This is a genomic window from Pseudoduganella sp. OTU4001, assembly GCF_038440195.1.
GTDB lineage: Bacteria > Pseudomonadota > Gammaproteobacteria > Burkholderiales > Burkholderiaceae_D > Rugamonas.
The window spans coordinates 1-19,698 of record NZ_JASATG010000020.1; the positions used below are offsets into that span (position 1 = coordinate 1).

Here is a 19,698-nt window from a genome sequence, read left to right on the forward strand (position 1 = left end):
GAACCTGTTTTCGCCCGGCTTATGCCGGGCTTTTTTTATTATCGGGCGGTAATAATATTTAATTCGTTTCCAACTGACAATTTATTAATAACAATTCCTGTGCAACATTAGTTAACTCTTTGATTTGACTAAAGAATATTAGTGACTACAATAACCGAAGCCAACTTTGCACAAATAATCAGATTGATTTGTATCAGGACGTAACTTTCGGGGAAATTCATTTGCCACACGGTAAAACCTGATTTACTATCGATTCAGAAGTCTGACAAAGGCAAACCACGTGAAAGCGTGGGACGCAAAGTCAACGGTCTAAGGACGCTTCGGCGCCTATGACGGCTGGACTGCCAGATACGCAGGAGACACCGAAGTCCCCGACGTAATTTTCAACCGCCCCTTGCGGGGTGGGAGGCAGTCCCTTTTTTCTGCAACCTTGAAAACAGGACTACCTCTTCAATGAAGAACCTTCGCAATACCGCTCTGATCTTCGCCGCAGCAACCCCACTCGCTTTCGCCGCACCAAACCAAGCTGATCCACAATTTATCGCCGGCCGCCTCATCGTTGAGACCCAAGCGGGCCTGACTGCCGACGAGTTCGCTAAAGAAATGAAGGTCCACGGCGCTGGCAAAGCCCGCAAGCTGGGCCAGAGCAACATCCACGTCATCGATGTGCCGCATGGCTCCGAGAAGGCCATCGCAAACAAGCTCAAGCACAATCCTCATTTCAAGTTCGCCGAGCTGGATCAGGTTGTGGAAATTGCCGCTACCAGCAACGACCCGTACTTTGGCAGCGAATGGCATCTCAGCAAAATTGGCGCAGGCACAGCGTGGGACAAGAGCCAGGGTGCGGGCGTCATCATTGCCATCATTGACTCGGGTGTCGATTCCAGCCACCCTGACCTGGTGGGCAACATCGTGCCAGGCTACAACACCATCGACAACAACACCAATAGCGCCGATGTCTGCGGCCACGGCACCCAGGTCGCCGGCACCGCCGCTGCCGCCATGAACAACGCCATCGGCGTGGCCGGTGTGGCCGGCAAGGCCAAGATCATGCCCGTGCGTACCGGTTCCCTGACGGCCAGCGGCTGCCAGGGCTCCTACTCGGCCATCGCCGCCGGCATCACCTGGGCCGCCGACCACGGCGCCCGCATCGCCAACGCCAGCTACGCCTACCTGCCAAGCAGCGCGGCCGTGATCAGCGCCTCGAACTACATGAAGAGCAAGGGCGGCCTGGTGTTCGTTGGCGCCGGCAACTACAACCGTGACGAAGGCTTCACCCCGACCGATTCCATGATCGCCGTGTCGGCCACCGACACCGTGGACGGCAAGGCCAGTTTCTCCAGCTACGGCTCCTTCGTCCAGCTGTCGGCCCCAGGCACCAACATCTACACCACCACCCGTGGTGGCGGCTACGGCATGAATGCTGGCACCTCGTTCTCCAGCCCGGTAGCTGCCGCGGTCGGCGCGCTGGTGATGGCAGCCAACCCATCGCTGACCAATACCCAGGTGCAAAACATCCTGTTCACCACCGCCACCGACCTGGGCGCGGCTGGCCGCGACATCTACTTCGGCTACGGCCGTGTGAACGCTGCTGCTGCGGTTGCAGCAGCTGGCACTGCACCGACCGCGCCAGTGGCTGATACCACCCGTCCGACGGTAGCGATTTCGAGCCCCGGCGCCAGCAGCACGGTTTCCGGAACTGCAACCGTTACCGCCAATGCGTCTGACAATGTCGGCGTGACCCGCGTGGAACTCAAAGTGAACAGCACCGTGGTGGCGACCGATACTGTGGCGCCATATAGCTTTGCGTGGGATACCAAGGGCGTGGTCAACGGCATGTCAACCCTGACGGCTGTCGCCTACGACGCGGCTGGTAACGTGGCATCGTCCACCCCAGTGTCGGTGAATGTGGCCAACGCGACCAACGTGCAGCCGACCGCTGACACGGCTGCACCGGTTGTCCGCATTACCAACCCGGTGGCGGGTTCGGTCCGTGGCAGTGTTGCCGTAGCGGTCAATGCCTCGGACAATAGCGGCAGCGCAGGTATTTCGATGTCGCTTTATATTGATGGTGGCCTGGTGGCGTCGGGCGCTGGTTCCAGCCTGTCGTACAACTGGAATACCAACAAGCTGGCGCGCGGCAACCATACGCTGCAAGCCGTTGCGCGGGATAAGGCGGGCAATACTTCCACTTCTTCGGTCACAGTAAGCCGCTAAACCGGCGAAAAAAAACGGCAGCCTCGGCTGCCGTTTTTCATTTGGGCTGTATCAAATCCACTTGTTCCGCCGACGGCGTGCGAGCGCCATGCCAAGCAGGCCGGTACCGATGATCGCCAGGCTGCCTGGCTCAGGAAGTGCGATACATGCTGGATCGGTCGGGAATTCGTCGCAGAATTCAATTACTGGAGGACCGCAGTCTTCAACAGCAGGGTCGCAAGTGCCGCCACCTAGCCAGACACTCTTACCCTGCGGCAGGCCTTGCACGTGCACCGCGCCAAGGAAGCCGCCGTCAGCTTTCGGAGGATTGTGCGACGAAATAGACTCGGCATCGAAATCGGAGGCGGAGCAACCGATGCATGTCAGGTCATACACTGCATGCAGTCCAGGAGGGATGTTATTGTTCACCGGTCCGTTATATTGGAAGAACAAGTCAAACATGCCACCCACACCGTCAGCCTTGTAGCTGTCGAGAGCAAAACCTACATCATTAACCAGATCAACCGATGGAGCCGTGCTATCTGCAGCCATGTAGGCAACATTCGAAACTTGCTTACCTGCTTTCAGCGAAAAATACCATAGCGCTACAAACTGCCCAGCGTCGAGGTTAGAAGAAACGTCCAGGGTCAGCTTGACGTGGCCAGCAGCCATGCCTGCGGTATCAAATGTCGCGGTAGCAAACAAAGTCCCGGAGATCATATCGATTGTCTGGCTACCCGAGATCAGCGGTCCATCACTATGGAACTCGATGGAAAAGACGTCGGCCATTGCTGGTCCGGCCACCCCCAGTGTCATCGCCGCAGCGGCAGCGAGCGATGCGCAGTATTTTTTAATTGACTTCATTTTCAGGCCCCCCTGAGGTTGTTATGCATGTAAAGGAGCAGAATCCGTGCCTGAAACTTCAAATTACATAAAATCAACAACTTAATCTCATCCATAATGACTGCGCAGTCAAATGCTGTAAAAATTTTCGACAGAAAATCTTTTAAAATCAAGAATTTATATGTTCCATTTAGACACTTAGGTTACCCTTAGGTCACAAACATTGCACGTGAGGCTGCGATACAATGCGGGTGTCATGAGTGCTAATACTTTCCCCTTCAAGAATTCCTTTGCCGGCCTGCCGCCAGCTTTCTACACCCACCTGATGCCGACGCCGCTACCAGCGCCGTATCTGGTCGCTGTCAGCCCCTCCGCCGCCCGCCTGATCGGCACGGACCAGTCGGCCCTGGCGCTCCAGGACAGCGTTGAAGTCCTGGTTGGCAATCGGGTCGCCGAACAATCGCAGCCTTTGGCGGCGGTGTACTCCGGTCACCAGTTTGGCGTCTGGGCCGGCCAGCTTGGCGACGGCCGCGCCATCCTGCTCGGTGAGATTGATACAGCTGAGGGGCCGGTTGAACTGCAGCTGAAAGGCGCCGGCATGACGCCCTACTCCCGTATGGGCGATGGCCGTGCGGTCCTGCGCTCTTCGATTCGCGAATTCCTGTGTTCGGAAGCCATGCACGGTCTTGGCATCCCAACCACGCGCGCACTTTCCGTGGTCGGCTCCGACCATGGTGTGGTGCGTGAGTCGATCGAGACCGCAGCGGTAGTGGTGCGGATGGCGCCGACCTTCATCCGCTTCGGTTCGTTCGAGCATTGGTATTACAACCGCAAGCCCGATGAGCTCAAACAACTGGCCGACTATGTCATCGACCGCTTTTACCCTGAACTGCGCGCAGAAGAGAATCCCTACGCCGCGCTGCTCGAAGAAGTGACCCGCCGCACCGCGCGCATGATTGCGCACTGGCAGGCGGTCGGCTTTATGCACGGTGTGATGAACACGGACAATATGTCGATCCTGGGCCAGACCCTCGACTACGGTCCTTTCGGCTTTATGGAAGGCTTCGACGCCAACCATATCTGCAACCACAGCGATGATCGTGGCCGCTATTCCTACGCCAATCAGCCGCAAATCGGCCACTGGAATTGCTACGCCCTGGCGCAAGCCCTGCTGCCGCTGATCGGCGAAGTCGAATTGACGCAGGAAGCGCTGGACATATACCAGCCCGAGTTCGCCAAACAGATCGACCAGCTGCTGCATGCCAAGCTCGGCCTCACGACCGTGCAGGACGGCGACCGCGAACTGCTCGACAGGCTGTTCGCCATCCTGCAAGCCAGCCATGCAGACTTCACCATCTTCTTCCGGCGCCTGAGCGGTTTGCGGGCCGGTGGGCCGGAAGGCGACGAACCGCTGCGCGACCTCTTCATTGACCGCCCGGCCTTTGACCAGTGGGCCGAAAGCTACAGAGCCCGTCTGCGCGCTGAAGACAGCAGCGATTCGGCACGTAAGCTTGCGATGGATCAGGTCAACCCCAAGTATGTGCTGCGAAACTATATGGCACAGGTCGCCATCGAAAAAGCGCAGAATAAAGACTTTTCCGAAGTCGAGCGCCTGCTGGCCTTGCTCGAACGCCCGTTCGACGAACAGCCGGAAAACGAACAATACGCAGGCTTCCCGCCGGACTGGTCGAACCAGCTGTCGGTAAGCTGCTCATCTTAAGAGAAGAAAATGGATAAAGTCGTCAAGACCGACGCCGAATGGCGCGCCCAACTCGACCCGATGGAATACCAGGTCACCCGCCACGCCGCCACAGAACGCGCCTTCACCGGTAAATTCTGGGACCATCATGAGCACGGCATCTATACCTGCGTGTGCTGCAACACGCCACTTTTCGAGTCCGACGCGAAATTCGACTCCGGTTGCGGCTGGCCGAGCTACTTCAAGGCCCTCGATCCCGCGAATATCATAGAGAAAACCGACCGCACGCATGGTATGCTGCGCACCGAAATCATCTGTGCAGTATGTGACGCCCACCTGGGCCACGTGTTCCCCGATGGTCCGCCACCGACCGGTTTGCGCTATTGCGTCAATTCCGCCTCGCTGCGATTCGATCCAAAGTCCGAATAAAAATATGAAATTTCTCTTCGACCTGTTTCCACTGATCCTGTTCTTTGGCAGCTATAAATATGCCGGCAGCAACCAGGAAGCTGCACACGCCCTGCTGAATGGCCACTTGAGCGGCCTGGTTTCCGGCGGCGCAATCCCCGCCTCGCAGGCGCCGATTATTGTTGCCACCATTGTTGGCATCCTGGCCACCGCGGCCCAGGTGCTCTACCTGCTGGCCCGCCGCAAGAAAGTGGACGGCGCGCTGTGGGTGTCGCTGGTGGTGTTTGTTGTATTCGGCGGCATGACCATTTACTTCCATGACGATAACTTCATCAAGTGGAAGCCGACGATTATTTATTGGGCACTGGCGACCGCCATGCTGGTGGCTTACCGCTTCTTCGATAAAAACCTGATCCGGCTGGCGATGGAAAAGCAGGTCCAGCTGCCGGAACACGTCTGGATCCGCCTGCATTTCATGTGGATTACCTTCTGGTTGGTGCTGGGTTTTGTAAACCTGTTTGTCGCCTTCGTCCTGTTTAAAGCCGATAACGACGCCTGGGTCAATTTCAAAGCCTTTGGCGTCACCGGCCTGATGCTGGTGTTCTTTATCGCCCAGGCTTTCTACCTGTCCAAACATATTAAGGATGAAGCATGACCGACCCGCGCCTGGCCAAGATCCGCGAGCGCCTGGAAGCAGCGCTGGCCCCGCAGGAAATCCAGCTGGATGATGAATCCGCACTGCACGCCGGCCATGCCGGCGCTGCATCCGGCGGCGGCCATTACCGGCTGAAAATCGTCTCTAATAAATTCGAAGGTGTGAAACTCGTCATGCGCCATCGTCTGGTGTATGATTCCGTGCACGATATGATGCATAAAGAAATTCATGCATTAGCCATTACCGCATTGGCACCGTCTGAAGTATGATATGCGCGGAGTTTTTGGGAAGACCCTCAAAGAAAACCTCAAATCTTAGAATAGTAGAGACATCTCGGCGAACCGCCCCAAATTCTTCCGCAATTCAGTAAACTTTCCCGTAGGAATTAAACTAAATGACTTTCAAGCCAGCCCGCTTGCTGCTCGCACTTATCGCCGTTGCTGCCGCTCCAGCTTTCGCCCAGAACGCCGCTGTCGTTAATGGCAAAGCCATCCCGTCCGCTAAAGTTGACGCCCTGGTCAAGCAAGTCGTTGCCCAAGGCCAGCAGCAGGATTCCCCGCAACTGCGCGAGATGATCAAGAAGTCCCTGATCGGCCGCGAAGTAATGCTGCAGGAAGCCGAGAAACAAGGTTTCTCCAAGAATAAAGAAGTAACCGCCGCCCTGGAACAGGCTCGTCAGGACATCCTGCTGAACGCCCTGGCTGCTGACTACGTGAAGAAGAACCCGGTGGCTGACGCCGAAATCAAGGCTGAATACGACCGCGCTGTGGCCGCAGAAGGCGACAAGGAATTCCACGTGCGCCACATCCTGGTGGAAACCGAGAAGGAAGCGAACGACATCATCGCCAAGCTGAAAGGCGGCGCCAAGTTCGAAGACCTGGCCAAGACCTCCAAGGACACCGGCTCTGCTGCCAACGGTGGCGACCTGGACTGGGGCACTCCAGCCAACTTCCCTAAAGTCTTCGCTGACGCGTTCACCAGCCTGCAAAAAGGCCAGGTTACCGAGAAGCCAGTGCAAACCCCAAGCGGTTTCCACGTGATCAAGGTAGACGACACCCGTCCAGTCAAGCTGCCGACCCTGGAAGAAGTGAAGCCGCGTATCGCTGACTCGCTGCTGCGCGCCAAGCTGCAGGCTTACCAGGAATCCCTGGTGAAGAAAGCCAAAGTACAATAATCCGTCACGGACCTGAACCGGCGCCCACGTGGCGCCGGATTTATTTCAACTAAGGAACACCAATGAAATTCAAACCAGCCTCCCTGCTGTTGGCCCTGATTGCAGTTGCTGCCGCTCCTGCCTTCGCACAGAACATTGCTACCGTGAACGGCAAGGCCATCCCTGCCGCCCAGATGGAAGCTGCCGTGAAGCAAGCTGCCGCCCAAGGCCAGCCAGACTCGCCACAGCTGCGCGAAATGATCAAGAAATCGCTGATCGGCCGCGAAGTCCTGGTGCAGGAAGCCACCAAGCAAGGCGTAGCTGCCAACAAGGAAGTGAAAGAAGCCCTGGAGCAGGCTCGCCAGGACATCATCGTCCGCGCCCTGCTGGTTGACTACGTGAAGAAGAATCCGGTGAGCGACGCTGAAATCAAGGCCGCTTACGACCAGTTCAAAGCTGGCAAAGGCGACAAGGAGTACCACGCTCGCCACATCCTGGTGAAGACCGAAAAGGAAGCAACCGACATCATCGCCAAGCTGAAAGGCGGCGCCAAGTTTGAAGAGCTGGCCAAGGCCTCCCAGGACCCAGGTTCGGCTGCCAATGGCGGCGACCTGGATTGGGCAGCTCCAGGCAACTATGTGAAGCCTTTTTCCGATGCAATGGTGGCCCTGAAAGACGGCCAGATCACCGACAAGCCAGTGCAATCGCAATTCGGCTACCACGTGATCAAGCTCGAAGGCACCCGTGCCGCCAAAGTGCCAACCCTGGAGGAAATCAAGCCTCAAATCGCCGAGTCCCTGACTCAGCGCAATGTCGCTAAATACCGCGACCAGCTGGTTTCCAAAGCCAAAGTGCAGTAATTCCAGGTTTGCCCTGATCAAGCGCCCTGCGGGGCGCTTTTTTATTATGCCGACTAGCAAAGACATTATTGCCGCCCTCGCCCCGCTGGCCGACGCCAGCCGTGCACCGGCCATGCGCGCTTATATGCGCGACCAATTTGAGTTTCTGGGAATTGGCACGCCAGACCGGCGCGCTGCAGTGCGCCCAATTGCACGAGAATTGCGTGCCGCGCCGGCCGGCGAATTAATTGCACTGGCCGGAGAATTATGGGAATTGCCGCAGCGCGAATATCAATATGCCGCGCTCGATATTCTGGCGCTGAATTGGCGTACATTATCAGCCGCCGAATTGCCGCCATTAATGGCGCTGGTGCGCAATAAATCGTGGTGGGATAGCGTGGACGGACTGGCCGGCATTATTGGCGATATTCTGCGCGGCGATCACCACGGCATGGACGAGGCGCTGGCGCACGACGATTTCTGGGTGCGCCGGATCGCCCTGCTCCACCAGCTCGGCTGGCGCGAGCGTACCGATGAGGAGCGCCTGTTCCGCTACGCGCTGGCCCAGTCGCACGAACGCGAGTTCTTCATCCAGAAGGCGATTGGCTGGGCGTTGCGCGACTATGCGCGGCATGCGCCGGACGCGGTGCGTGGCTTCCTGGCGGGTCCGGGTGAATGTCTCGCGGCACTCAGCCGCAGAGAAGCAGCCAAGCACCTGTAAGCTGCGCTTTGGCGCGATCATGCCAAACCCTGGCGTGAACCACGTACAAAAAAACCGGGACGGACCCGGTTTTTTTGCGTCGGCGATTTAGCCGATGAACTTGCGGGCATTGCCCCACATGCGCGCCCAAGGCGAATCCTCGCCCCAGCCGTCCGGGTGCCACGAGTTCTGCACCGTGCGGGAAACACGCTCTGGGTGCGGCATCATCACCGTGAAGCGGCCATCGGCCGTAGTCACGGAAGTCAGGCCCTGAGGTGCGCCATTCGGGTTATATGGATAGGTTTCGGTGGCAGCGCCCTTATTATCGATAAAGCGCAGCGCACCAATAACCTCATTAATATTCCCGGTCTGGCTGAAATCGGCATAGCCCTCGCCATGTGCAATGGCGATTGCGGTTTGGGTGCCGGCCATGCCTTGCAGGAAAATCGAAGGCGAATCCATTACTTCCACCATCGAGAAACGTGCTTCGAATTTCTCGGATTTATTGGTGGTGAATTTAGGCCATGCATGCGCACCTGGAATCAGCGATTTCAGGTTCGACATCATCTGGCAGCCATTGCAAATACCGAGGCCGAAAGTATCGGTGCGGTGGAAGAATTTCTGGAATTGCTCCGCCATTTCCGGATTAAACAGGATGGATTTAGCCCAGCCTTCACCCGCGCCCAATACGTCGCCATAAGAGAAACCACCGACGGCGATAATGCCCTGGAAATCATCCAGGGAAACACGGCGGGAAATCAGGTCGCTCATATGCACGTCGACGGCGCTAAAGCCGGCGCGGTGCATGGCCCATGCGGTTTCGATATGCGAGTTGACGCCCTGCTCACGCAGGATGGCAACACGCGGACGCACGCCGGTGGCCAGGAATGGCGCTGCGACGTTCTCCGCCATGTCGAAGGTGATTTTCGGCTGCATGCCTGGATCGGTTTCGTCCAGCAGGCGGTCGTATTCGGCATCCGCCGTGGCAGGATTCTCGCGCACGCGGGAAATACGCCAGCTGGTTTCGCTCCACAGGCGGTGCAGTTCGGCACGCGGCTTGTTGTAGATGATCTTGGCGTCGCGGGTGAACTCGATCACGCCACGGTCGTTTGGCTTGCCGATGATATGGCTGCAAGCGCCAAGGTTGAAGGAACGCAGCACGTCCATAACGGCCGATTTCTCGTCGGCGCGCACCTGGATCACCGCACCGAGTTCCTCGTTGAACAGGGCGGACAGGGTCAGCTCGTTGCGGCGCTCGGCCACCTGGCCGGCCCAGTTCTTGGCATCGCCGTGGTCCATGGTTCCTTCCTCGCCCAGGGTCAGCATGTCCAGGTTGATGGACAGGCCGGAACGGCCGGCAAAGGCCATTTCCACCAGGGTCGCGTACAGGCCGCCGTCGGAACGGTCGTGGTAAGCCAGGATCTTGCCCTCCTTGTTCAGCTGCTGGATCGCATTGAAGAAGCCTTTCAGGTCTTCCGGCGAATCCACGTCCGGAGCGGCATTGCCCAGCTGGCCCATGACCTGGGCCAGGGCGGAGGCGCCCATACGGTTCTTGCCGCGGCCCAGATCGATGACGATCAGCGAAGTTTCACCCAGATCGGTGCGGATCTGCGGAGTCAGCGACTTGCGCACGTCATACACTGGCGAGAAGCCGGAAACGATCAGGGATACCGGCGAGATAACCGCCTTGTCGGCGCCTTCATCCTTCCAGGTGGTGCGCATGGACAGGGAATCCTTGCCGACCGGGATCGACAGGCCCAGGGCCGGGCACAGTTCCATTCCAACCGCCTTGACGGTGTCGAACAGGGCCGCATCCTGGCCTGGCTGGCCGCAGGCCGCCATCCAGTTGGCCGACAGCTTGATGTCGGAGATGTCGGCGATCGGCGCTGCGGCCAAGTTGGTGACGGTCTCGCCCACTGCCATACGGCCGGAGGCTGGCGCGTCGATCACGGCCAGCGGGGTACGCTCGCCCATGGCCATCGCTTCGCCCACATAGCCTTCGTAGCTCAGGGTGGTCACCGCGCAGTCGGCCACCGGCACCTGCCATGGGCCAACCATCTGGTCGCGCACGGACATGCCGCCCACGGTACGGTCGCCGATGGTGATCAGGAAGCTCTTGTCGGCCACGGTTGGCAGCAGCAGCACGCGCCTGGCGGCTTCTTCCAGTTCGATACCGGTCAGGTCGATTGCCGGCAGGTCGTTCTGCACATGGTGCACATCGCGGTGCATCTTAGGCGGCTTGCCGAGCAGGACTTCCATCGGCATATCGACCGGATTATTGCCCATTTCCTGGTCAATTACCTTCAACTGGCGCTCTTCGGTCGCCACGCCAACCACGGCGAACGGGCAGCGCTCGCGCTCGCACAGGGCCTGGAACACGGCCAGGTCGCTCGGGGCGATCGCCAGCACATAGCGTTCCTGCGATTCGTTGGACCAAATCTCTTTCGGCGCCATGCCGGACTCTTCCAGCGGCACCTTGCGTAGGTCGAAAATCGCACCGCGCTTGGCGTCGTTGGTGATTTCCGGGAAGGCGTTGGACAGGCCACCCGCGCCCACGTCGTGGATCGAGATGATCGGATTCTTGTCAGCCAGCTGCCAGCAGCCGTTGATGACTTCCTGGGCACGGCGTTCCATTTCCGGATTGCCGCGCTGGACGGAATCAAAGTCCAGGTCGGCGGTATTGGTGCCGGTCGCCATCGAAGACGCCGCCGAACCACCCATACCAATACGCATGCCAGGGCCGCCCAGCTGGATCAGCAGGCTACCAACCGGGATGTCGTTCTTGTGGGTGTGGGAGGCCGAAATATTGCCAATACCACCAGCAATCATGATCGGCTTATGGTAGCCCATCACGGCGTCTTTGCCGCCGGCGAACTGCTGGCCGATATTCTGCTCGTAGGTACGGAAGTAGCCAGCCAGTACCGGACGGCCGAACTCGTTCGAGAACGCGGCGCCGCCCAGCGGGCCTTCAATCATGATCTGCAGCGCCGAGGCGATGCGCTCTGGCTTGCCGTACACCTGGCTTTCGTCGCGCTTGCCTACCGGAGCCGTCACATCGGCGGCATTTTCCCAGGCCTGCACCGCGCCAGGGATCATCAGGTTGGAGACGGTGAAGCCGGTCAGGCCAGCCTTCGGCTTGGAACCGCGGCCAGTCGCGCCTTCGTCGCGGATCTCGCCGCCGGCGCCGGTGGAGGCGCCTGGGAACGGGGAAATCGCGGTCGGGTGGTTGTGGGTCTCCACCTTCATCAGGGTGTGCACCAGCTCGGTCGAAGGCGCGTATTCCTGGCCTTCGCGCGGGTAGAAACGGGTAACTTCGGCGCCTTCGATGATCGACGAGTTGTCCGAGTAAGCCACCACGGTGCCGCGCGGGTTCTTCTCGTGCGTGTTCTTGATCATCTTGAACAGCGACTTGTCCTGGGCAACGCCGTCAATGGTCCAGTCGGCGTTGAAGATCTTGTGGCGGCAGTGCTCCGAGTTCGCCTGTGCGAACATCATCAGTTCCACGTCGGTCGGGTTGCGCTTGGCGTTGGTGAACGCCTCCAGCAGGTAGTCGATCTCGTCGTCCGACATCGCCAGGCCCAGGTCGGTATTCGCCTTTTCCAGCGCCATACGGCCGGCGCCCATCACGTCAATGGATTCCAGCGGCTTGGCTTCCAGGCTGCTGAACAGGCCGGCGGCCTGGTCAGGGTGACGCAGGACCGACTCGGTCATGCGGTCGTGCAGCAGTGCTGCCACGGCCTGCACCTGCTCCGCATCCAGCTTCTTGGCCGCGCCCAGGCCGGTGCCCAGGATGCCGCCCTTCAGGTTGATGCGGTAAGCCACGCCACGTTCGACGCGGTGGATATGGGCCATGCCGCAGTTGTGCACGATATCGGTGGCTTTGGAAGCCCACGGCGAAATAGTGCCGAAGCGCGGGATAACCACGAACTCTTCCACCACTCCATCGGCCTGCTCCGGCAGGGCTGGCTCACCATAGGTCAGCAGGCCGTTCATGCGGTTCAGGTCGTCTTCGGACAGGGCCGAAGCGGAATCCACGAAGTGGATAAAGCGGGCTTGGACCGACGTAATGGCCGGCAAAACTGCTTGGAGTTGGTTGAGGAGGCGTTGGCTACGGAAGGAGGACAGGGCGTTGGAACCCGGCAGAATCAACATGGTTGGGGCGTGAAGAATGCAGCGTAGCTGCGGATTAAAGGAATACTGTGCACGAGCTGACTGGTCTTGCTGTATTTCGATTTGGCGGCATTATACCACTTTCACAGATTGGCTCGAAAGCAACATTTGTCGCCTAAGTGCCTGATTTTTGTCGCCCCTTGGAGTATTCTCCCTCCTATGACAGCTTCCTGCCCAAAAAATGCAAGAATATAGCGCCCTGTCGGTCCTCATCATCGATCCCAACCAGCATATGCGCACTGGTTTGCACAATATGCTGACGCAATTGGGCATCTCGCGCATCGAACATGGCGTCACCGCCGGCACGGCGATCCGCCATCTCGAAAAGAAGTCGTTCGACCTGATCCTGTGCGAATACGACCTCGGCTCCGAACAGGGGCAGGACGGCCAGCAGTTGCTGGAGGACTTGCGCCACCATAAGCTGATCTTCCCCTCCACCATTTTCATCATGCTGACCACCGAAGGCGTCTATAGCAAGGTGGTGAGCGCAGCGGAGCTGACGCCGACCGATTACATCCTCAAGCCGTTCACCGTGGACGTGCTGGCGCAACGCATCGCGCGCGCCGTGGACCGCCGCACTGCCCTGCTGCCGGTGCACCAGATGATGGAACAGGGCCGCCTGCGCGAAGCCATCCTGGCCAGTGAAGTGTCGGCCGCTGCGAATCCGCGCTACGCCACAGAATGCGCGCGCCTGCGTGCCGAAGCCCATATGGGGCTGGGCGAAATGGACCAGGCGGCAGCCATCTACCGCGAAATCCTGGAGGTCCGGCCGCTGGGCTGGGCGCAGCTGGGGCTGGCGCGCTGCCAGTTCCAGCAGGACCAGTTTGAGGAGGCCGTTGAAACGCTGCAGCGCCTGATCGATGAGAATCCGAAATTCATGGCTGCCTATGACCTGATGGCGCGTGCGCAGCAGGCGCTTGGCCAGCCCGCCGAAGCGCGTGCCGCGCTGGAAGCGGCGGTGTCCATCTCGCCGCATATGGTGCGTCGCCTGCGCCACCTGGGCCAGGTGGCGTTCGACGCCGGCGATATCGAAGCGGCCGAGAAAACCTTCAAGCAAGTGGTGGCCAAGTCGAAGTATTCCGAATTCCGCGATCCGGAAGATCACGTCAACCTGGTGCGCGCCCTGGTGCAAAAAGGCGATGCGGCCGGTGCTGCCAACGTGCTGCGCGATCTTGAACGCTCGGCGCGGCCCGGTGCGGCCACAGACGCCTGCAAGGCCTTTTCCGCCGCACTGGTGCAGGGTTTGAATGGGAAGGACGAAGCTGCGCAAAAAGAACTGGCCAACGCACTGGCCGCCGTCAGCGAGGCCAAGGGGCTATCCAGCGGCCTGAAATTGGGACTGGCACAAAGCTGCCTGCAACACGGGATGGATGCGCAGGGCATGGAATTGCTTGATGCGCTGGCCAGCGATCCTTCCAGCGGCGTGTCGGAGGCTGACGCAAATGCCGTCTACGAACGCGCAGGGCGCGCCGAACTGGCGCAAAACGAAGGCGACAGCGTTGAACGCTACCTGGACGGCCTGGTGCGCCAGGCTGCCGCGCGCAGCGGCCAGGGCGACCAGCGCGGCGCCATCCAGGTGCTGCAAGTCGCGGTCAAGCGGCGGCCAGAGAATGCCGGCCTGCTTTCCGCCCTCGCCTCCGCCATGCTGCGCCTGATGGTCGATAGCGGCTGGGAGGCGGCTTTGGGCGAGCAATGCGCCGCCCTGCTGATCCGCATGCGCAAGGCAGATCCGCAACATCCGATGCTGGCTGCGCTATCATCACAGTATGTGGCCCTGCGTGGTAAACAATAGAGAAGGTTCAATGCAATCGTATAGCGACCTGTCGGTGCTGATCATCGACCCCAACCCGGCGATGCGGGGCAACCTGCACAATATGCTGAACCAGGCCTCGGTCACGCGGATCGAGTACGCCGTCAGCTCGGGTACGGCTATCCGCCAGCTCGCCAACAAGCGCTTCGATGTGATCCTTTGCGAGTTTGACCTTGGCAGTGGCAATGAGGATAGCGGCCAGGATGGCCAGCAGTTGCTGGAAGATTTGCGCCACAATAAGCTGATCGACCGCTCCACCATCTTTATCATGTTGACCTCCGAGGCGGTCCAGAGCAAGGTGATGGGCGCGGCTGAACTGGTGCCGACCGACTACGTCCTGAAGCCATTCACCGTCGACGCCCTGATGCAGCGCATTGCCCGCGCCGTCGACCGCCGTGCGGTGTTCATGCATATCTACCAGCTCATCGCCCAGGGCCAGCAGCGCGAAGCAATCGCCGCCTGCCAGGAAGCGGAAGCGAGCAACCCGCGCTTCGCGACCGATTTCGCGCGCCTGCGCGCCGAGATGCACGTTGAACTGGGCGAGCTGGCGGAGGCTGAACTCGTGTACCAGACCGCACTGGCGGGCCGCCATCTGGGCTGGGCGCAGCTCGGTGTGGCGCGCTGCCAGTTCGGCCTTGAGCGTTATGACGAGGCGATGCAGACGCTAGAGCGGGCGCTGGAAATCAATCCCAACCTGATGGGTGCCTACGACCTGCTGGCGCGCACCTACGAGGCGATGGGCCAGGCGCCGCAGGCCAAGAAGATCCTGGAAGACGCGGTCGCGCTGTCGCCGCACCTGGTGCAGCGTTTGCGCCACCTGGGCGAAGTGGCTTATGAGACGGGCGATATCAGCGCCGCCGAGAAGGCCTTCCGCCAGGTTGTGACAAAGGCGCGTTATTCGGAGTTCCGCGATCCGGAGGACCATGTCAACCTGGTGCGCGCCCTGGTGCGCAAGGGAGACGTCAACCAGGCTTCCAACGTGATCCGCGATATGGAGCGCACCTTGCGCGCCAGCGCCAATACGGAAGTCTGCAAGCATATTTCGTCGGCGCTGCTGCTGGACGTGACCGGGCATGCAACCGAGGCGGCGTCCGAATTGTCGAACGCCGTTACGGCGGTGGGCATGGCACGCGGGCTCTCCAACCAGCTGCGCCTTGGGCTGGTGAACTCCTGCCTCAAACACCGGCTGGACAAGGATGCGGCGGATGTCGTCATGCATATGATGAACGACAACGACAAGCCGATTACGATGGAAGAAGCGGTCGGCGTATTCGAGAAGGCCGGCCGCCACGACCTGGCGCGCGGCGTCGGCGACAAGATCGACAACGTCATGCAGGAACTGGTCACCGAGGCGGAAGCCATGGCGCGCCAGGGCGACCATCGCGCCGCTGTGGCGACCCTGCACCAGGCCCTGCGCCGTACGCCGGGCAACCTGAAGGTGCTGTACGCGGCGGTTGGCGCCATCCTGCGCCAGCTGGACGAACTGGGTTGGGAGGCGCCGCTGGGCGAACAGGCCGGCACCCTGATCAACCGTATCCGCCGCCTCGATCCGGACAGCCCTGCGCTGGAAACCCTGCTGATCCAGTACGCAGGGACCCAGCGCAAGTACGGTATTTCGACGACGGCTTAATCGGCCGGGCCGTAGCCGCCGCCACCGGGCGTCTCCACCACGAATATATCGCCGGGCTGCATATCGGTTTTGCCGATGTGGCCCAGCTGCTCGATGCTGCCGTCGGCGCGCAGCACGGAATTGCGTCCCAGCGCACCGGGGGCGCCGCCGGCCATGCCAAACGGGGCGTGGATACGGTTGTTGGACAGGATGGCGGCCGTCATCTGCTCGAGGAAGCGCACTTTGCGCACGCCGCCATTGCCGCCGTGCCAGCGCCCTGCTCCGCCGGAACCACGGCGGATCTCGTAGCTTTCCAACCGCACCGGGAAACGGAACTCCAGGATTTCCGGATCGGTCAGGCGCGAGTTGGTCATGTTCGTCTGCACCACATCGGTCCCGTTGAAGCCATCCCCGGCACCGGAGCCGCCGCTGATGGTTTCGTAGTACTGGTACCTGGCGTTACCGAAAGTGAAGTTGTTCATCGTGCCCTGCGAAGCGCCCTGCACGCCCAGCGCGCCATATAGCGCATTGGTGATGCAGGTAGAAGTTTCCACGTTGCCCGACACCACCGAGGCTGGATAGTGCGGGTTCAGCATCGAGCCGGGCGGGATGATGACGTGCAGCGGTTTCAGGCAACCTGCGTTGAGTGGGATCTCATCGTTCACCAACGTGCGGAACACGTACAGGACCGCCGCCATGCACACGGCGGACGGCGCGTTGAAGTTGTTATCGAGCTGGCCGGAGGTGCCGGTGAAATCGATTTCCGCGCTGCGGTCGGCGGCGTTGACGCGCACGGCGACATGGATCACGGCGCCGTTATCGAGTTTCAATTCGTAGCTGCCATCGCGCAGGGCGCTGATCACGCGGCGCACTGCTTCCTCGGCGTTGTCCTGCACGTGACCCATGTAGGCGCGCACCACATCCAGACCGAAATGCGCGACCATCCGGCGCAGCTCCTCGACGCCCTTCTGGTTGGCGGCCACCTGGGCACGGAAGTCGGCCATATTCTGGTCCGGATTGCGCGCCGGATAGCGCGCGCTGGCAAGCAAGGCGCGTGCTTCCGCGTCCCGCAACTGGCTGCCGCTGGCGCCATCGACCAGCTTGAAGTTGTTGATCAGTACGCCCTCTTCTTCGATGCTGCGCGAGTCGGGCGGCATCGAGCCGGGCGTGCTGCCGCCAATGTCGGCGTGGTGGCCGCGCGAGCCGACGTAGAACAAAATTTCGCTGCCAGTTTCGTCGAACACCGGCGTGATGACGGTGACGTCAGGAAGATGGGTGCCGCCGTTGTACGGGTCGTTCAGCATGTAGACGTCGCCGGGATGCATCTTGCCGGCGTTCTCGCGCATGACAGTCTTGATGCTCTCGCCCATCGAGCCAAGGTGCACCGGCATATGCGGTGCGTTGGCGATCAGGTTGCCATCGGCGTCGAAAATCGCGCAGCTGAAGTCGAGGCGCTCCTTGATGTTGACCGAGTAGGCAGTATTCTGCAGGCGCAGGCCCATTTGCTCGGCAATCGACATGAACAGGTTGTTGAAGATCTCCAGCATCACCGGATCGGCAGTCGTGCCGATGGCGCGGCGCGCCGGCAGCGCTTCAACCCGGGTCAGCACCAGGTGGTCCTGCGGCGTGACTTCGGCTTGCCAGCCTGGCTCCACAATCGTGGTGGCATTCGCTTCGGCGATGATGGCAGGACCTTTGATGATGTCGCCAATTCGCGTGGTGTCGCGCTTGAACAGGCCGGTGTCGTGCCACTGGCCGGCACTGTACATGCGCACCATCTGGCTTGGCGCCAGCGGTGTGTGGCGCGGGGCCTGTTGCGGCGCCGCTTCGGCCGGTGCGTCCGATTTGCCGATGGCCTCGACGGAGACTGCCTCCACAACCAGCGCCTTGGCAGGCATCAGGAAGGAGAAGCGCTTGCGGTAGGCGGCCTCGAACTGGGCCTTCATGCTATCCAGCGTGTCGTACAGAACGATCAACGCAGAATCGGTGCCCTCGTAACGCAAGTGGGCGCGGCGCACGACGCTGATGCGCGCGTCAGCCACGCCTTGCGCGTGCAGGGCGGCCACGGCATCGGCGCCCAGAGCCTGCAGGCGGGTTTCCAGCGTCGGCAAGGCTTCGGGCGACAGGCGGATTTCAACCGCGCTTTCGCGCATCGCGGTCTGGTCGGCGAGGCCCATGCCGTAGGCCGACAACACGCCGGCCAGGGAATGGATGAATACCGTCTTCATGCCCAGCGCATCCGCCACCAGGCAAGCGTGCTGGCCGCCAGCGCCGCCAAAGCTGGTCAGCGCGTATTCCGTCACGTCGTGGCCGCGCTGCACCGAGATCTGCTTGATGGCATTGGCCATATTGCCGACGGCGATATCGATGAAGCCCTCGGCAACCTGTTCGGGAGTGGACTGGATTTCCGTTGCCATGGCGGCGAACTTCTCGCGCACGGTGGCGGCGTCCAGCGCTTGCGCGCCATCGCTGCCAAACAATTTAGGGAAGAAGTCAGGCTGGATCTTGCCCAGCATGACGTTGCAATCGGTGACGGCCAGTGGGCCGCCGCGGCGGTAGCTGGCCGGGCCAGGGTCGGCTCCGGCGCTGTCCGGGCCGACGCGGAAACGGCTGCCGTCGAAATGCAGGATCGAGCCGCCGCCGGCTGCAACGGTGTGGATGCTCATCATCGGCGCGCGCATGCGCACCCCGGCGACCTGGGTTTCAAACACGCGCTCGAATTCGCCCGAGAAGTGCGACACGTCGGTAGACGTGCCGCCCATGTCGAAGCCAATGATTTTTTCGAATCCCGCCGCGCGGCTGGCGCGCACCATGCCAACTATACCGCCGGCCGGGCCGCTCAGGATCGAATCCTTGCCCTGGAAGGTGCGGGCATCGGTCAGGCCGCCGTTCGATTGCATGAACTGGAGGTTCACGCCGGGCAGCTCGGATGCGACCTGGTCCACATAGCGGCGCAGGATGGGCGACAGGTAGGCGTCGACCACCGTCGTGTCGCCGCGCGCGACCAGTTTCATCATCGGGCTGACCTGGTGCGATACCGAGATCTGCGTGTAGCCGATCTCGCGCGCCAATTCGGCCAGCGCAGCCTCGTGCGCGGTAAAGCGGTAACCGTGCATCAGGACGATGGCGATTGAGCGCAGTCCCTGGTCGTAATGTGCTTGCAGGCCGGCGCGGGCAGCGGCAGCGTCCAGCGCCCGCACGATTTCGCCGTGGGCGCCCATACGTTCGTCGATTTCTACGACGTGCTGGTACAACAGCTCGGGCAGGACGATATGGCGGTCAAACAGGCGTGGGCGGTTCTGGTAGGCGATGCGCAGGGCATCGCGGAAGCCGCGCGTGATGGCGAGCACGGTTGGCTCGCCCTTGCGCTCCAGCAGTGCATTGGTGGCGACCGTGGTCCCCATCTTGACCGCTTCCACCTGCTCGACGGGGATTGCCGCGCCTGAGCCGACGCCGAGCAAATGGCGGATGCCGGCGATCGCGGCGTCACGGTATTGCTCGGGGCTTTCCGACAGCAGCTTATGCGTGGTCAGGCTGCCGTCGGGGCGGCGAGCCACGATATCGGTGAAAGTGCCGCCACGGTCGATCCAGAATTGCCAATCCATTGCCTGCCTCG

13 protein-coding genes and 1 riboswitch are annotated in these 19,698 nt (G+C 60.7%); of the genes, 10 read left to right on the forward strand and 3 right to left on the reverse strand.

All coding sequences use genetic code 11. The annotated features are described in order from the left end of the window. Positions 1-260 precede the first annotated feature (260 nt). Positions 261-349, forward strand: a riboswitch (cyclic di-GMP riboswitch). 104 nt (positions 350-453) lie between these two features. Further along, positions 454-2,217, forward strand: coding sequence for a S8 family serine peptidase (locus tag AAHE99_RS17640; protein ID WP_342118652.1), 1,764 nt, complete (start codon positions 454-456; stop codon positions 2,215-2,217). Between the two features lie 51 nt (positions 2,218-2,268). On the opposite strand, the gene AAHE99_RS17645 is transcribed toward AAHE99_RS17640, so the two are convergent. Beyond that, complete coding sequence (locus AAHE99_RS17645) at positions 2,269-3,060, reverse strand: PEP-CTERM sorting domain-containing protein (protein ID WP_342118653.1); 792 nt, start codon at positions 3,058-3,060, stop codon at positions 2,269-2,271. A 235-nt stretch (positions 3,061-3,295) separates the two neighbouring features. On the opposite strand from AAHE99_RS17645, the gene AAHE99_RS17650 reads away from it, so the two are divergent. The 7 genes from AAHE99_RS17650 (at position 3,296) to AAHE99_RS17680 (ending at position 8,514) form a co-directional block, all read left to right on the forward strand. Further along, complete coding sequence (locus tag AAHE99_RS17650) at positions 3,296-4,759, forward strand: protein adenylyltransferase SelO (RefSeq protein ID WP_342118654.1); 1,464 nt, start codon at positions 3,296-3,298, stop codon at positions 4,757-4,759. A gap of 9 nt (positions 4,760-4,768) precedes the next feature. Continuing rightward, positions 4,769-5,167 (forward strand): peptide-methionine (R)-S-oxide reductase MsrB, encoded by a 399-nt coding sequence (gene msrB, locus AAHE99_RS17655; RefSeq protein ID WP_342118655.1) that lies wholly within the window; start codon positions 4,769-4,771, stop codon positions 5,165-5,167. Positions 5,168-5,171: 4 nt separating this feature from the next. Continuing rightward, positions 5,172-5,801, forward strand: a complete 630-nt coding sequence (locus AAHE99_RS17660; RefSeq protein WP_342118656.1) for a septation protein A — start codon at positions 5,172-5,174, stop codon at positions 5,799-5,801. Further along, positions 5,798-6,070, forward strand: coding sequence for a BolA family protein (locus AAHE99_RS17665; protein WP_342118657.1), 273 nt, complete (start codon positions 5,798-5,800; stop codon positions 6,068-6,070). The genes AAHE99_RS17660 and AAHE99_RS17665 overlap by 4 nt, the downstream gene beginning before the upstream one ends. A 125-nt stretch (positions 6,071-6,195) precedes the next feature. Next, a complete protein-coding gene (locus tag AAHE99_RS17670) occupies positions 6,196-6,975 on the forward strand; it encodes a peptidylprolyl isomerase (RefSeq protein WP_342118658.1) in 780 nt (259 codons plus the stop codon). Positions 6,976-7,037: 62 nt separating this feature from the next. Further along, positions 7,038-7,814, forward strand: a complete 777-nt coding sequence (locus AAHE99_RS17675; protein WP_342118659.1) for a peptidylprolyl isomerase — start codon at positions 7,038-7,040, stop codon at positions 7,812-7,814. 46 nt (positions 7,815-7,860) lie between these two features. Continuing rightward, entirely contained in the window at positions 7,861-8,514 is a 654-nt protein-coding gene (locus AAHE99_RS17680; protein ID WP_342118660.1) for a DNA alkylation repair protein, read from the forward strand. Positions 8,515-8,601: 87 nt separating this feature from the next. Here AAHE99_RS17680 and purL read toward each other — a convergent pair whose 3' ends face one another. Further along, the gene (gene purL, locus AAHE99_RS17685) at positions 8,602-12,645 is read right to left on the reverse strand and encodes a phosphoribosylformylglycinamidine synthase (protein ID WP_342118661.1); all 4,044 of its coding nucleotides are present in this window, start codon (positions 12,643-12,645) and stop codon (positions 8,602-8,604) included. Between the two features lie 199 nt (positions 12,646-12,844). Here purL and AAHE99_RS17690 point away from each other — a divergent pair, with 199 nt between their 5' ends. Further along, positions 12,845-14,455 carry a tetratricopeptide repeat protein gene (locus tag AAHE99_RS17690; protein WP_342118662.1) on the forward strand — a complete coding sequence of 537 codons (1,611 nt, stop codon included), beginning with the start codon at positions 12,845-12,847 and terminating at the stop codon, positions 14,453-14,455. 10 nt (positions 14,456-14,465) lie between these two features. Continuing rightward, positions 14,466-16,103: a tetratricopeptide repeat protein gene (locus tag AAHE99_RS17695; protein ID WP_342118663.1), complete on the forward strand. Its 1,638-nt coding sequence runs from the start codon at positions 14,466-14,468 to the stop codon at positions 16,101-16,103. On the opposite strand, the gene AAHE99_RS17700 is transcribed toward AAHE99_RS17695, so the two are convergent. Further along, positions 16,100-19,687 carry a hydantoinase B/oxoprolinase family protein gene (locus AAHE99_RS17700; protein WP_342118664.1) on the reverse strand — a complete coding sequence of 1,196 codons (3,588 nt, stop codon included), beginning with the start codon at positions 19,685-19,687 and terminating at the stop codon, positions 16,100-16,102. The genes AAHE99_RS17695 and AAHE99_RS17700 overlap by 4 nt on opposite strands. Between the last annotated feature and the right edge of the window lie 11 nt (positions 19,688-19,698).

What these genes read in the sequence shown, in the direction of transcription:
- AAHE99_RS17680 (WP_342118660.1), top strand. Translation starts at nt 7,861, where the DNA reads ATGCCGACTAGCAAAGACATTATTGCCGCCCTCGCCCCGCTGGCCGAC.
- purL (WP_342118661.1), bottom strand. Translation starts at nt 12,645, where the DNA reads ATGTTGATTCTGCCGGGTTCCAACGCCCTGTCCTCCTTCCGTAGCCAA.
- AAHE99_RS17670 (WP_342118658.1), top strand. Translation starts at nt 6,196, where the DNA reads ATGACTTTCAAGCCAGCCCGCTTGCTGCTCGCACTTATCGCCGTTGCT.
- AAHE99_RS17675 (WP_342118659.1), top strand. Translation starts at nt 7,038, where the DNA reads ATGAAATTCAAACCAGCCTCCCTGCTGTTGGCCCTGATTGCAGTTGCT.
- AAHE99_RS17645 (WP_342118653.1), bottom strand. Translation starts at nt 3,060, where the DNA reads ATGAAGTCAATTAAAAAATACTGCGCATCGCTCGCTGCCGCTGCGGCG.
- AAHE99_RS17640 (WP_342118652.1), top strand. Translation starts at nt 454, where the DNA reads ATGAAGAACCTTCGCAATACCGCTCTGATCTTCGCCGCAGCAACCCCA.
- AAHE99_RS17700 (WP_342118664.1), bottom strand. Translation starts at nt 19,687, where the DNA reads ATGGATTGGCAATTCTGGATCGACCGTGGCGGCACTTTCACCGATATC.
- AAHE99_RS17690 (WP_342118662.1), top strand. Translation starts at nt 12,845, where the DNA reads ATGCAAGAATATAGCGCCCTGTCGGTCCTCATCATCGATCCCAACCAG.
- AAHE99_RS17665 (WP_342118657.1), top strand. Translation starts at nt 5,798, where the DNA reads ATGACCGACCCGCGCCTGGCCAAGATCCGCGAGCGCCTGGAAGCAGCG.
- AAHE99_RS17650 (WP_342118654.1), top strand. Translation starts at nt 3,296, where the DNA reads ATGAGTGCTAATACTTTCCCCTTCAAGAATTCCTTTGCCGGCCTGCCG.
- AAHE99_RS17660 (WP_342118656.1), top strand. Translation starts at nt 5,172, where the DNA reads ATGAAATTTCTCTTCGACCTGTTTCCACTGATCCTGTTCTTTGGCAGC.
- AAHE99_RS17695 (WP_342118663.1), top strand. Translation starts at nt 14,466, where the DNA reads ATGCAATCGTATAGCGACCTGTCGGTGCTGATCATCGACCCCAACCCG.
- msrB (WP_342118655.1), top strand. Translation starts at nt 4,769, where the DNA reads ATGGATAAAGTCGTCAAGACCGACGCCGAATGGCGCGCCCAACTCGAC.